Here is a 13,903-nt window from a genome sequence, read left to right as displayed (position 1 = left end):
CCGTCATGCAAACAGCCAAGCCGTTATTTGACTATCCCAAGTACTGGGCCGAATGTTTCGGTCCTGCGCCATTCCTGCCAATGAGCAGGGAGGAGATGGATCAGCTTGGCTGGGATTCCTGCGACATCATCATCGTCACCGGTGATGCCTACGTTGATCATCCGTCGTTCGGCATGGCGATCATTGGCCGGCTGCTGGAGTCTCAGGGCTTCCGCGTCGGGATCATTGCGCAGCCGAACTGGCAGTCCAAAGACGACTTCATGAAGCTCGGCGAGCCGAATCTGTTCTTTGGCGTCGCGGCCGGCAACATGGACTCGATGATCAACCGTTACACCGCCGACAAGAAAATCCGCTCCGACGACGCCTACACCCCCGGCGGCATGGCCGGCAAACGCCCGGACCGCGCCAGCCTGGTGTACAGCCAGCGTTGCAAGGAAGCCTACAAGAACGTGCCGATCGTGCTCGGTGGCATCGAAGCCTCCCTGCGCCGCATCGCTCACTACGACTACTGGCAGGACCGCGTTCGTAACTCGATCCTGATCGACGCCGCCGCAGACATCCTGTTGTACGGCAACGCCGAGCGGGCCATCGTCGAAGTTGCCCAGCGCCTGTCGTGGGGCCACAAGATCGAAGACATCACCGACGTGCGTGGCACTGCGTTCATTCGCCGTGACACCCCGGCTGGCTGGTACGAAGTGGACTCCACGCGTATCGACCGTCCGGGCAAGATCGACAAAATCATCAACCCGTACGTGAACACCCAGGACACCCAGGCTTGCGCCATTGAGCAGGAAAAAGGTCCGGTTGATGATCCGGACGAAGCCAAGGTTGTGCAGATCCTGGCCAGCCCGCGCATGACCCGCGACAAAACCGTGATCCGCCTGCCGTCGGTGGAAAAAGTCCGTGGCGACGCAGTGCTCTACGCTCACGCCAACCGCGTGTTGCACCTGGAAACCAACCCAGGCAACGCCCGCGCTCTGGTGCAAAAACATGGTGAAGTGGATGTGTGGTTCAACCCGCCGCCCATTCCCATGACCACCGAAGAAATGGACTACGTGTTCGGCATGCCTTACGCACGTGTCCCGCACCCGGTGTACGGCAAGGAAAAGATTCCGGCCTACGACATGATCCGCTTCTCGGTGAACATCATGCGTGGCTGCTTTGGCGGCTGTACCTTCTGCTCGATCACCGAGCACGAAGGCCGCATCATCCAGAACCGTTCCGAAGAGTCGATCATTCGCGAGATCGAAGAGATCCGCGACAAGGTCCCGGGCTTTACCGGGGTGATCTCCGACCTCGGCGGCCCGACCGCGAACATGTACCGCATCGCCTGCAAGAGCCCGGAAATCGAATCCGCGTGCCGCAAGCCGTCGTGCGTATTCCCTGGCATTTGCCCGAACCTGAACACCGACCACTCGTCGTTGATCCAGCTGTACCGCAGCGCCCGTGCGTTGCCGGGTGTGAAGAAGATTCTGATCGCCTCCGGCCTGCGCTACGACCTCGCCGTCGAGTCGCCGGAGTACGTCAAGGAGTTGGTCACCCACCACGTCGGTGGCTACCTCAAGATCGCCCCGGAACACACCGAGGAAGGTCCGCTCAACCAGATGATGAAGCCGGGCATTGGCAGCTATGACAAGTTCAAGCGCATGTTCGAGAAGTACACCAAGGAAGCGGGCAAGGAGCAGTACCTGATCCCGTACTTCATCGCCGCCCACCCCGGCACCACCGATGAAGACATGATGAACCTGGCCCTGTGGCTCAAGGGCAACGGCTTCCGCGCCGATCAGGTGCAGGCGTTTTACCCGTCGCCGATGGCCACCGCCACCGCGATGTACCACTCGGGCAAGAACCCGCTGCGCAAGGTCACCTACAAGAGCGACGCGGTGACCATCGTCAAGAGCGAAGATCAGCGCCGTCTGCACAAGGCTTTCCTGCGCTACCACGACCCGAAAGGCTGGCCGATGCTACGCGAAGCGCTGACCCGCATGGGCCGTGCCGACCTGATCGGGCCGGGCAAGGAGCAACTGATCCCGCTGCATCAGCCGAGCACCGACAGCTACCAGAGCGCGCGTCGCAAGAACTCGACGCCGGCCGGCAGCCACAAGGTTGCGAAGGAAACCACCACCAAAATCCTCACCCAGCACACCGGCTTGCCACCGCGCGGCAGCGACGGCAGCAACCCGTGGGATAAACGTGAGCAAGCCAAGGCTGCGGCCATGGCGCGTAATAAGCAGGCGGCCAAAGAACGCACCGATGCGGCGAAGGGCAAAGGCAAGAAGCCTGCGCGCAAGCCGGTCGTGCCGCGTTGATCGCAGCCTGAATATGCAAAACGCCAGCCTCGTGCTGGCGTTTTGCTTTCTAGCGGGTGGGTAAGCTGTTTGTTAAGGTGGCGCGCATTAGATTGCTATCGCAGGCAAGCCACCTCCCACAGTGGACTGCCTTCCAATGTTGAAACCCGGTCAACTGTGTGCGGGCTTGCTCGCGAAGGCGTCAGTTCAGACACCACCTATTTCAAGGAAGATCACCCCATGGGTAACCCCCTGCTCGACATCGGCATGGACTTCAACCGCTCGCAATTCATGGCCCGCCAGCGCATTGAAAGCCAGATCAACCTGCCACGGCTGTTTGCGGCCATCGACGCTGACCCCGGCATCGTCGGCGCAGGTGTCGTGTATATCGACGCCGACTTCAATGTCGTGACGCTGCGCGAATTCAAGCCCATCTGCAGCATCAAGCCCAAGCGCATCATTCTTCGTGAAGCGCAGAAGTACATAGCCCCCGCACAGTTTGCCGATCAGGTGACCAACAATCCGCGTGAGTCTCGACTCGTGGGGGAGGCCGTCAATACGACCTTGTCTTGTGCCGGTGCGATTCTGGGCTGGATTGTGGTGTTCAGCGGCACTGTCGCCGTACCGTTCACGGGTGGCGCGAGCCTGGTAGTGGCGGGCCTCGGCGCCACCGCTGCGGCGGCCAGTACCGCGCAGTGCGTGGTCGGAGGCATGAGAACGTTCAACGAACTCAACGACCCGACCGCCAACGACGATATGGACAACGAGGAATGGTATCGCTATGCAATGCCGGTATTGGACGCGGCTTCGCTATTGGGCGTCGGCGCCTCTACCCTGACAACTGTTCGACTGTTGCAGGCTCGAAAAGCAACGACGGGTAGAAGCTGGTACGAGTTGTCCAAGGGCTTGACCCGGCAGCAACGTAAGGCGCTCACCAACGAGTTGCTAAGCCTGAAAGACCCACGCCTGAGCAATAAGCTGTTGAAGTTGCGCCAGCGCTCCGGTGAGTTGGTGAAGCGCTATTCGGCGACGCAGATCAATCACGCTACCGTTACGCAGATCAGGGATTCCCTCGGTGCCGCCATTGGTTTCACCGGGAGTGCCTTGTCCGGCAACATTCGAACCATTGCAGTAGGGTTATACGAGGAGCTTGAGTGATGGTGCGCCAAGTCTCGTTAAAAGCTTTTTTGGCTGAGTACTTCCCTGCGTTTATTTGCGCATTTTTCCTTGCCTGTTTTTCCCTATCCGCTGCCATTTCATTGGCGTCGAGTACCTTTTTTCGCGGTGAACCAGAGCGAGCGCGTTATTCCTTTGTGGCGGCGGTTGTCTTGGGGCTGCTCTTGGCGTTCAGCCACTTCGTCATGATCAGGGGGAGAACCTGGGGCGTTTGGGCCATCGTCGCCTTCTACGTGGTGTGCTTTTTGATCGTATTACCAACCTATGGCTATCGGCCGCATATGGCTGCCTATGTCATAGGGTTACTGTTCCCAATGCTTGGACTGTTGTTGCTGAACAGTAAACGCCATCGGGAAATGCGCCGTCAGCTACTGGAAATCCGCCACCTGCGCGAAGCCATGATCGCCAAGCACAAAGCCCGCTGACGGGGTAGATTCACCACCTAGACTCATACGCACGCCACACATCAGCGCATGCACCGTCGCACTGACGACGGCGCCGTTTAGAACTCGACGCCAGCCGGCAGCCACAAGGTCGCCAAGGAAACCACCACCCAGATCCTCACTCAGCACACCGGCCTGCCGCCACGTGGCAGCGACGGCAGCAACCCGGTCGTGCCGCGTTGATCGCGGCCTGAACATGCAAAACGCCAGCCTCGTGCTGGCGTTTTGCTTTCTAGCGGGTGGGTAGGCTGTTTGTTAAGGTGGCGCGCATTAGATTGCTATCGCAGGCAAGCCCGCTCCCGCAATGGACCGCATTCCAATGTTGAAACCCGGTCAACTGTGGGAGCGGGCTTGCTCGCGAAGGCGTCAGTTCAGACACCACCTATTTCAAGGAAGATCACCCCTTGGGCAACCCCCTGCTCAGCATCGGCATGGACTCCAACCGCTCGCAATTCATGGCGCGCCAGCGCATTGAAAGCGAACTTAACCTGCCGCGGATATTTGACGCCATCGACGCCGACCCCAACATCGTCGGTGCAGGCGTGGTGTATATCGACGCCGACTTCAATGTCGTCACCCTGCGTGAGTTCAAGCCCATCTGCAGCATTCAGCCCAAGCGCATCATTGTGCGTGAGGCGCAGAAATACGTCGCACCGGCGCAGTTTGCAGACCAAGTGATGAACAATGCGCGCGAGTCACGGTTGATCAGCGAAGCCTTCAACACCACCTTATCCTGCGGCGGAGCGGTGCTGGGTTGGCTGGTGATGTTAAGCGGCACCATCGCGGTACCGTTCAGCGGTGGCGCCAGTTCAGTCATCACGGTCATTGGCTACACCAGCGCCACCGCCAGTACGGCGTCATGCCTGATGGGGGCATTTCGCACCCGCAATGAGATCGTCAACCCTGGCATGAATGACTATCTGGATAATGAGGAGTGGTACCAGGCCGCTACCAAGATCATGGATGGCGCCGCCTTGGTTGGCGTGGGCGCGTCTGCGCTGACCACGGTCAAATTGGTCAATGTGGCCCGTGCGTCCACCGGCAAAACCCTGCGCCAAGTGCTCAAAGGCCTGAACGGCCAGGAGCGGGAAAAGCTGACAAAAGAGCTGCTGAAAATCGCCGACCCACAGATGTCGACCAAGATGCGCAAGCTGCTGCAACTGCGTGGCGATTTGCCCAAGCGTTTTACCCACACTCAGCTCAAGCACGCCACCATCGTCCAGCTCGGCGACGCCTTCAGTGCAGGGCTGAGCGTCTGGGGGCTGGTGCGCTCGGACAACCCCAAACAGCTCAAAACCTTGGCGATAGGGTTGTACGAGGAGCTTGAATAATGAATGGCGCTCCATCGTTGAAACCATTTTTGCTGGAACATTTCCCCTCGTTCATCGGCGTGATTCTCGCTGGCTGCCTTGGCGGCTCCGGCGCAATTTCTCTGGCAGCTGCCACCTATTTTGCCGACGTGCCCATGGCCACCAATGCCACCGTGTCCTGGTTCGTGGTGATCTTCGCGGCCTTGTTCGTGGTCAACAGCAACTTCCTGGTCGTGCGCGGGTACGCCTGGGCGGTGTGGGGCATGGTCAGCTTTTTTGTGGTGTGCCTGCTGGTGGTGCTTCCGACGCTGCAATTTCACCCTCACTGGTTTATCTACAGTGAAAGTCTGTTCTGGCCATTGCTCGGGTTGTTGCTGATCAACAGCAAGGGCTATCGGGCGATGGTCAGGAAGTTGGTTGAGGTGCGGCGCCTGCGGACGGCGGCCAAGGCTGCTTGACTGGGTAGATTCCCCACCCTCCTTCACGTCGGCGCCACAAATATGTGCGTCACTTGCACCACGGCATGCCCTTTGGCGCCGTTTTGGTGCTGTACTGCACCGGGTCCCACGATAAAGCGCAATGACGGCCGCTCTGGCATAAGTCTTGCGCGCTTTGTTTCCATGCCCTGGCTCGCAGGAGGCCGCCGTGTCGATTCATGTCGCGTTGCACCACGTTACGCATTACCGCTACGACCGCGCGGTCGAACTCGGCCCGCAGATTGTGCGTTTGCGCCCGGCGGCCCATAGCCGCACGCGGATTTTGTCCTACGCGCTGAAAGTGCTGCCCGAGCAGCATTTCATCAACTGGCAGCAAGACCCCCAGGGCAATTACTTGGCGCGGTTGGTGTTTCCGGAAAAGACCGATGAACTGCGCATCGAAGTCGACCTGGTCGCCGAGATGGCGGTGTTCAACCCGTTCGACTTTTTCCTTGAGCCTTACGCCGAAAAAATCCCTTTCAGCTACGCCGCCGATGAGCAGCGCGAGCTGGCGCCGTACCTGGAAACGCTGCCGCTGACGCCGAAGTTTGCCGCCTACCTGGCCGGCATCGACCGCACACCGTTGCCTGCCGTGGATTTTCTGGTCGGCCTCAACCAGCGTCTGGCGGCCGATATCGGCTACCTGATACGCATGGAACCAGGCGTGCAAACGCCGGAATTCACCCTGGAAAACGCCTCCGGCTCCTGTCGCGATTCAGCGTGGCTGCTGGTGCAGTTGCTGCGCAACCTCGGCTTGGCAGCGCGGTTTGTGTCCGGCTATTTGATCCAGCTGACCGCCGACGTCAAAGCCCTCGATGGCCCGTCCGGTACTGAGGTGGACTTCACCGACCTGCATGCCTGGTGCGAAGTGTATTTGCCCGGCGCCGGTTGGATCGGCCTGGATGCCACCTCCGGGTTGTTTGCTGGTGAAGGTCACATACCGTTGGCCTGTAGTCCCGATCCCTCTTCAGCGGCACCGATCAGTGGTCTGGTGGAACCATGCGAGTGCGAATTCACCCACGAAATGTCCGTAGAGCGGATTTGGGAAGCCCCGCGCGTTACCAAGCCCTACACTGAAGAACAATGGCTGGCGATCCAGGCGCTTGGCCGGCAGATCGACGGCGACCTGCTCAAAGACGATGTACGCCTGACCATGGGCGGCGAGCCGACCTTCGTCTCGATCGACGACCCCGACGGCGCTGAGTGGAACACCGCCGCGCTCGGGCCGGACAAGCGTCGCCTGTCCGCCGAGCTGTTTCAGCGTATGCGCAAACACTACGCGCCCAAGGGGCTGGTGCACTTCGGGCAGGGTAAGTGGTACCCCGGCGAACAACTGCCGCGCTGGTCACTCAACTGTTACTGGCGCCGCGACGGCGTGCCGATCTGGCACAACAGCGCGTTGATTGCCGATGAACAAGAAGATTACGGCGCGGACGGCGTCATGGCCGGGCGCTTCCTGGCCAGTGTCGCCGAGCGCCTGAAGCTGCCGGCGCGCTTTGTGTTCCCGGCCTTCGAAGACAATTTCTATTACCTGTGGCGCGAAGGCGCGCTGCCGCAAAACGTCACCGCCCAAGACTCGCGCCTGAGCGACGACCTGGAGCGCGAACGCCTGCGCAAAGTGTTCAGTCAGGGCCTGGATAAAGTCATCGGCCAAGTGCTGCCGCTGGCGCGTACGGCAGCTAATGATCGCTGGCAGAGTGGTCGTTGGTACCTGCGCGATAACCATTGCCGCCTGGTGCCAGGGGATTCGCCGCTGGGCTATCGCCTGCCGTTGGCCTCGCAGCCTTGGGTCACGGCGGCGGAATATCCGTTTGTGCATCCAACCGACCCCAACCAGGATCAGCCGACGCTGCCGACCACCACTCAGCTGCAAAGCCACGGCGAACCCGCTCCCAGCGATGAGCGCGTGCCGAAGGTCGACGAGTCTGCCGATTGGCTGACCCGAACCGCCCTGTGCGCGGAGGCTAGGGACGGGCGCCTTTATCTGTTCATGCCGCCGCTGGAGCGCGCCGAGGACTACCTGGAACTGGTGGCCGCCATCGAGGCGACCGCCGAAGAGCTGCATTGCCCGGTATTGCTGGAAGGCTACGAGCCGCCGGCTGATACACGCTTGAGCAACTTCCGCGTCACGCCGGACCCAGGTGTGATTGAGGTTAATGTGCAGCCGTCCGCCACGTGGGATGAGCTGGTAGAGCGCACCGAATTTCTCTACGAGGAAGCGCGGCAAACCCGCCTCACCACCGAGAAGTTCATGATCGACGGGCGCCACACCGGCACCGGCGGCGGTAACCACTTTGTGCTCGGTGGCGCGACGCCCAAGGACTCACCCTTCCTGCGCCGGCCCGACCTGCTGCGCAGTCTGATCAGCTACTGGCATAACCATCCCTCCTTGTCCTACCTGTTTTCCGGGCTGTTTATCGGCCCGACCTCCCAGGCGCCACGGGTGGACGAGGCGCGCAACGACGCGCTGTACGAACTGGAAATCGCCTTCGCGCAAATGCCGGAGCCCGGCGAAGAGTGCCCACCATGGTTGGTGGACCGCCTGCTGCGCAACCTGCTGATCGATGTGACGGGCAACACCCACCGCGCCGAATTTTGCATCGATAAACTCTACTCGCCGGATGGCGCCACCGGCCGCCTGGGCCTGCTGGAATTGCGTGCATTTGAGATGCCGCCCCATGCGCGCATGAGCCTGACCCAACAATTGCTGCTGCGCGCCTTGGTCGCGCGTTTCTGGCGTGAACCCTATGCGCCGCCGAAACTGGCGCGCTGGGGCACCGAGCTGCACGACCGTTTCCTGTTGCCGCACTTCATCGAGCAAGACTTTGCCGACGTGATCGTCGAACTTAACGCCGCCGGTTACCCGCTGCGCGCCGAATGGTTTGCGGCGCATCTGGGGTTCCGTTTCCCCAAAGTCGGCGACTATGCCGTCAGCGGTATCGAACTGGAGCTGCGCCAGGCCCTGGAACCCTGGCATGTGCTGGGCGAGGAGGGCGCCGTGGGCGGCACGGTGCGTTATGTCGATTCGTCCCTTGAGCGCCTTCAGGTGAAATTGACCGGGCTGCCGCCGCAGCGCTACCTGCTCACCTGCAACGGCATTCCGGTGCCCTTGCAACCCACCGGGCGAGTCGGCGAGTTTGTGGCGGGCGTGCGTTACCGTGCCTGGCAACCGGCCAACTGCCTGCAACCGACCATCGCGGTGCATGCGCCGTTGGTGTTCGATTTGCTGGATACCTGGATGCAACGCGCGCTGGGTGGCTGCCAGTACCATGTCGCCCATCCGGGCGGGCGCAATTACGACAGCTTGCCGGTGAATGCCAATGAAGCGGAGAGCCGGCGCATGGCGAGGTTTTTCCGGTTGGGGCATAGCCCTGGGAAGCTTCCGGTGCCGGCAGTCGTCATTAACGATGAGTTGCCGATGACCTTGGACTTACGGCGTTTCCCCAATAAAAATGACTAAACGCCGGTCCTAATGTGGGAGCGGGCTTGCTCGCGAATGCGGTAGATCAGCCGATACAGGTATTGACTGACCCTCCGCATTCGTGAGCAAACCCGCTCCCACAAGGGGATTTGCAGTGTTTGTTGAGTTAATCTGAGCCCCCTTGCCTCTGCCGAGCGTTCCATGTCCGATTTGCTCGACCGTTACCCGCTGACCGCGGGCACCTATCATGAACTGCTGGACGACAGCGGCGCGGTGCGTGCCCATTGGCAGCGCCTGCTCGACCACCTGAAACGCAGCACACCCGCGCAACTGGCCCAACGCCAGGCGCTGCTGACCCGGCAGATCCAGGAAAACGGCGTGACCTACAACGTCTACGCCGACCCCAAGGGCGCCGACCGCCCATGGGAACTTGACCTGTTGCCCCACGTGCTCGCAGCCGATGAGTGGCAGCACCTGTCGGCCGGTATTGCCCAGCGTGCACGGCTGCTCAATGCCGTGCTGGCCGATCTCTATGGCCCGCAGCGCCTGATCAAGGAAGGCTTGCTGCCGGCCGAACTGGTGTTTGGGCACAACAACTTCCTGTGGCCGTGCCAGGGCATCCAGCCGCCGGACGGTGCTTTCCTGCACCTGTACGCCGTGGACCTGGCGCGCACCCCGGATGGCCGCTGGTGGGTCACCGCCGACCGCACACAGGCGCCGTCGGGTGCTGGTTACGCGCTGGAGAACCGCACCATCGTGTCCCGCGCGTTCCCGGAGCTGTACCGTGATCTGCAGGTGCAGCACCTCACGGGGTTCTTCCGTACGCTCCAGGAAACATTGGTCCGACAGGCGCCCGGGAATGATCAACAGCCACTGATCGTTCTGCTCACGCCGGGCCGATTCAACGAAAGTTACTTTGAACACCTCTACCTCGCCCGCCAACTCGGCTACCCGCTGGTGGAAGGCGGCGACCTCACCGTGCGTGACAGCACGGTGTTCCTGAAAACCCTCAGCGGCCTGCGCCGGGTGCACGCAATCATGCGTCGTCTCGACGACGACTTTTGCGACCCACTGGAGCTGCGCACCGATTCAGCCCTCGGCGTCCCCGGCCTGCTCGATGCGGTGCGCCAAGGCAATGTGTTGGTGGCCAATGCCTTGGGCAGCGGTGTGCTGGAGTCGCCCGGTTTGCTCGGCTTCCTGCCGAAGATCAACGAATTTCTGTTCGGTGAAACACTGATCCTGCCGTCCATTGCCACGTGGTGGTGCGGTGAAGCGCCGGTGCTGGCCGAGGCTCTGGAAAAGTTGCCGGAGCTGCTGATAAAGCCGGCTTTCCCGTCGCAAAGTTTCGCGCCGGTGTTCGGCCGTGACCTGAGCGACGAAGAGCGCCAAGCCCTGGCCGAACGCATGCGCGCGCGACCGTACGCCTACGTCGCCCAGGAGCTGGCGCAATTGTCCCAGGCACCGGTGTGGCACACCGTGGATGACCACCTGCAACATCGCGCCATCGGCATGCGTGTTTATGCCGTGGCCAGCGCCGACGGTTATCGCGTGCTTCCCGGCGGCCTGACCCGCGTGGCCGCCGAGGCCGATGCCGAAGTGGTGTCGATGCAACGCGGAGGCGCCAGCAAAGACACCTGGGTGCTCGGCGAACGCGCAGCCGGTAGCGAACACTGGCGTGCGCAACGCGCCATTGGTGCCCATGACTTAGTGCGCCGCGATCCGTATCTGCCGTCGCGGGTAGTAGAAAACCTGTTCTGGTTTGGTCGTTACTGCGAGCGCTGTGATGACAGCGCTCGCTGGTTGCGCGTTGTGCTGGCGCGGTATGTCGATGGCGATGACGCGCTGGCCTTGCAGGCGGCCGTCGAGTTGGGCGAAAACCTGCGCCTTCTGCCAGAAGAGGGCGAATTGCCGGAGCGCCTGCTCGCGGCCTTGCTCGGTGATGACTGGCCCTCGAGCCTGCGCGCCAACCTGCAACGTTTGCAGTGGGCGGCGTCCCAGGTGCGCGGCAAGCTATCCCGGGAAAACTGGCAGGCCCTGGTGGAACTGCAGCGCGAAGCCCTGGAACTGGAAAGCGAGACGCCGGACTTTGGCGAATTGCTGGATTTCCTCAACCGCCTGGTGATGTCCCTGGCGGCGCTGTCCGGGTTTGCCCTGGACGACATGACACGCGATGAAGGCTGGCGCTTTTTGATGATGGGCCGGCGCATCGAGCGCCTGCAATTTCTTAGCAGCAGCCTTGCCGCCTTCCTGCGGGGTGTGGCGGTGTTCGATCAGGCCGGGCTGGAGTGGTTGTTGGAGCTGGGCAACAGCAGCATCACCTATCGCTCGCGCTACCTGGCGGTGCCGCAGTTGATCCCTGTGCTCGACCTGTTGCTGCTGGACGAGCAGAACCCGCATGCGGTGTTGTTCCAGCTCAAACTGGTGAGCCGTACCCTGCGGCGTCTCAACGACGATTTCGGCGTACCCCGGGAAACCGGTCTCGCGCCGTTGGTGGAGCGCCTGTCGCGTTTCGACCTGGGCTGCCTGGAGAACCCGCTGTTTGGCGAATCCAGCGTGCGTGCCGCGTTGGACGGCTTGGCCGACCTGCTGCAAGCGGTGGCCGATGAAAGTGGGCAAGTGTCGGATCGCCTGGCCTTACGCCACTTTGCCCATGTGGATGATGTCAGCCAACAAACGGTGTCGGTGTGATGAGTGCGCGCTACCAGATTTTTCACGATACCCATTACCACTACGACAGCCCGGTGTCCCTGGCCCAGCAGTTGGCGCACCTGTGGCCACGGCCGTGCGCCTGGCAGCGTTGCAGCTCGCAGCAGCTGGAGATCAGCCCGGAACCAACGTCGCGCCGTGATGAGCTGGATGTGTTCGGCAACCCGATCACCCGTCTTGCGTTCGAACGTCCCCATGACGAATTGCTGGTGAATGCCGGGCTGACCGTGGAAGTGCTGGCGCGACCGGTGCTGGATTTCCAACAATCGCCGGCCTGGGACCAGACCCGCGACAGCCTGACCTACAGCAGCCATCCCATGTCACCTGAGCTGATCGAAGCGTGCCGCTACCGCTTCGAATCGCCCTACGTGCACTTGAAGCAGACCTTCGTCGAGTTCTCCGAAAGCTGTTTCCCGCCTGGCCAGCCTTTACTGCTGGGCGTGCAGGCGCTGATGGAAAAGATCTTCAGCGAATTCACCTTCGATGCCGAAGCCACCCAGGTCGCGACGCCGTTGGTGGAAGTGCTGGAGCGCCGGCGCGGTGTGTGCCAGGACTTTGCTCACCTGATGTTGGCGTGCCTGCGCTCACGGGGCCTGGCGGCGCGCTATATCAGCGGCTACCTGCTTACTCAGCCACCACCCGGCCAGCCACGGCTGATCGGCGCCGATGCATCCCACGCGTGGGTCTCGGTGTATTGCCCGGTATCAGGTTGGGTGGATTTTGATCCGACAAACAATGTGCAGCCGGCTCTGGAGCACATCACCCTGGCCTGGGGCCGGGATTTTTCCGATGTGTCGCCGTTGCGAGGGGTGATTCTGGGGGGAGGGAGTCATGACCCGGAGGTTCGGGTGACGGTGATGCCGCTGGAGTAGAGGTGGATTGTGCCGAGCCGGTCGCGCCGATCGGGCCGGCTCAGCACAAAGGAAATTATTCAGCCGGATCTTTCGGTGTTTCCGTTTCGTCTACTGCCACTTCACCTTCCGCATCCGGGCTCAGTGCGCCCGCTTCTTCGTCAGCAGCGGCTTTCTTGCGTTGCAGTTTTTCCTCTTTCTTCTGTTCCTTGGCCAAGTCTCTCTGACGTTTGGCGAAGGAGTAATTAGGTTTGGCCATGGGCGATCCTCTAGGGTCGAAGGTGAGGGTGGGCGGCGGGCAGCTGCCTTGGGTCGCTATGGTAGCAGCTTAGCAGCGCGCTTGTGCCTCACTTACCGCAGGCGTAGGCAGCCAGCAGGCCGTTGAACAGTTGGTTGAGGTGCATGGCGTAGGCTCCAGGGGGGAATGAGCCGATCATAAGCAGGTGCCGGTACTTTGGCTGGTAGATTGTGTTGATAGGTCTGATAGCCTAAAGTTGTATACAATCTGTTGATTCAGATCATAAGCATTTCGGCCTGCTTCAGGCACCCTAGTCGCAATACGCGTTTTTAAACCCTGCCTTGGAGATTCACATGTTTGCCAAACTCGTTGCTGTTTCCCTGCTCACTCTGGCGAGCGGCCAGTTGCTTGCTGCAGAGTGCAAGGTCACCGTCGACTCCACTGACCAAATGTCCTTCAACACCAAAGCCATCGAAATCGACAAGAGCTGCAAGACCTTCACCGTCGAGCTGACTCACTCCGGCAACCTGCCGAAAAACGTCATGGGCCACAACTGGGTGCTGACCAGCGCCGCCAACATGCAGCCAGTCGCCACTGACGGCATGGCCGCCGGCATCGACAAAGACTACCTCAAGCCAGGCGATGACCGCATCATCGCCCACACCAAGATCATCGGTGCTGGCGAGAAAGACTCGGTAACCTTCGACGTGTCGAAGCTGGCCGCCGGTACTGATTACGCGTTCTTCTGCTCGTTCCCAGGCCACATCTCGATGATGAAAGGTACTGTGACCGTTAAGTAAGCCGACTCCGGTCGAAAAAAAGCGCCCCGAAGGGCTAATGCTGTTCACTTAAGCATTTGAGCTCACGTCGAAGTTCCTAGAAAATCCGATGCCAGATATCTGGCATCGGATTTTTTATGTCTGTTCAGCAGCACCTGCTCGACCTCGGCGACCTTTTCAACTTTTCTGACCTGAGTACCTTCACTCAAAATATC

Annotated in this window: 10 protein-coding genes; 9 read left to right on the top strand and 1 reads right to left on the bottom strand. The window is 61.0% G+C overall.

What is annotated here, in order from left to right; all coding sequences use genetic code 11:
* The first annotated feature begins 5 nt into the window (after window positions 1–5).
* From AACY52_RS12550 to AACY52_RS12515, 8 genes are all read left to right on the top strand, one after another.
* Window positions 6–2,309: a YgiQ family radical SAM protein gene (locus AACY52_RS12550; protein ID WP_339415667.1), complete on the top strand. Its 2,304-nt coding sequence runs from the start codon at window positions 6–8 to the stop codon at window positions 2,307–2,309.
* A gap of 219 nt (window positions 2,310–2,528) precedes the next feature.
* Entirely contained in the window at window positions 2,529–3,446 is a 918-nt protein-coding gene (locus AACY52_RS12545) for an NAD synthetase (RefSeq protein ID WP_339415668.1), read from the top strand.
* Window positions 3,446–3,889, top strand: a complete 444-nt coding sequence (locus AACY52_RS12540) for a hypothetical protein (RefSeq protein ID WP_339415669.1) — start codon at window positions 3,446–3,448, stop codon at window positions 3,887–3,889. The genes AACY52_RS12545 and AACY52_RS12540 overlap by 1 nt, the downstream gene beginning before the upstream one ends.
* A gap of 422 nt (window positions 3,890–4,311) precedes the next feature.
* Window positions 4,312–5,238, top strand: a complete 927-nt coding sequence (locus tag AACY52_RS12535) for an NAD synthetase (protein ID WP_339455632.1) — start codon at window positions 4,312–4,314, stop codon at window positions 5,236–5,238.
* Window positions 5,238–5,675 (top strand): hypothetical protein, encoded by a 438-nt coding sequence (locus AACY52_RS12530; protein WP_339415671.1) that lies wholly within the window; start codon window positions 5,238–5,240, stop codon window positions 5,673–5,675. Before AACY52_RS12535 ends, AACY52_RS12530 begins: the two co-directional genes overlap by 1 nt.
* Before the next feature lie 187 nt (window positions 5,676–5,862).
* Window positions 5,863–9,153 carry a transglutaminase family protein gene (locus AACY52_RS12525; RefSeq protein WP_339560529.1) on the top strand — a complete coding sequence of 1,097 codons (3,291 nt, stop codon included), beginning with the start codon at window positions 5,863–5,865 and terminating at the stop codon, window positions 9,151–9,153.
* 162 nt (window positions 9,154–9,315) lie between these two features.
* Entirely contained in the window at window positions 9,316–11,802 is a 2,487-nt protein-coding gene (locus AACY52_RS12520) for a circularly permuted type 2 ATP-grasp protein (protein ID WP_339455636.1), read from the top strand.
* Window positions 11,802–12,692 (top strand): transglutaminase family protein, encoded by an 891-nt coding sequence (locus AACY52_RS12515; RefSeq protein ID WP_049710283.1) that lies wholly within the window; start codon window positions 11,802–11,804, stop codon window positions 12,690–12,692. Before AACY52_RS12520 ends, AACY52_RS12515 begins: the two co-directional genes overlap by 1 nt.
* 55 nt (window positions 12,693–12,747) lie before the next feature.
* Here AACY52_RS12515 and AACY52_RS12510 read toward each other — a convergent pair whose 3' ends face one another.
* Window positions 12,748–12,930, bottom strand: a complete 183-nt coding sequence (locus AACY52_RS12510) for a hypothetical protein (protein ID WP_339415674.1) — start codon at window positions 12,928–12,930, stop codon at window positions 12,748–12,750.
* A 332-nt stretch (window positions 12,931–13,262) separates the two neighbouring features.
* Here AACY52_RS12510 and azu point away from each other — a divergent pair, with 332 nt between their 5' ends.
* A complete protein-coding gene (gene azu, locus AACY52_RS12505) occupies window positions 13,263–13,709 on the top strand; it encodes an azurin (RefSeq protein WP_010213586.1) in 447 nt (148 codons plus the stop codon).
* Window positions 13,710–13,903 lie beyond the last annotated feature (194 nt).

This window comes from Pseudomonas sp. EA_65y_Pfl1_P113, assembly GCF_963970525.1.
GTDB classification, from domain to species: Bacteria; Pseudomonadota; Gammaproteobacteria; order Pseudomonadales; family Pseudomonadaceae; genus Aquipseudomonas; species Aquipseudomonas tritici.
The sequence above is the reverse complement of the archived record's forward strand: the minus strand, read 5'-3'. Positions and strand labels throughout refer to the sequence as shown.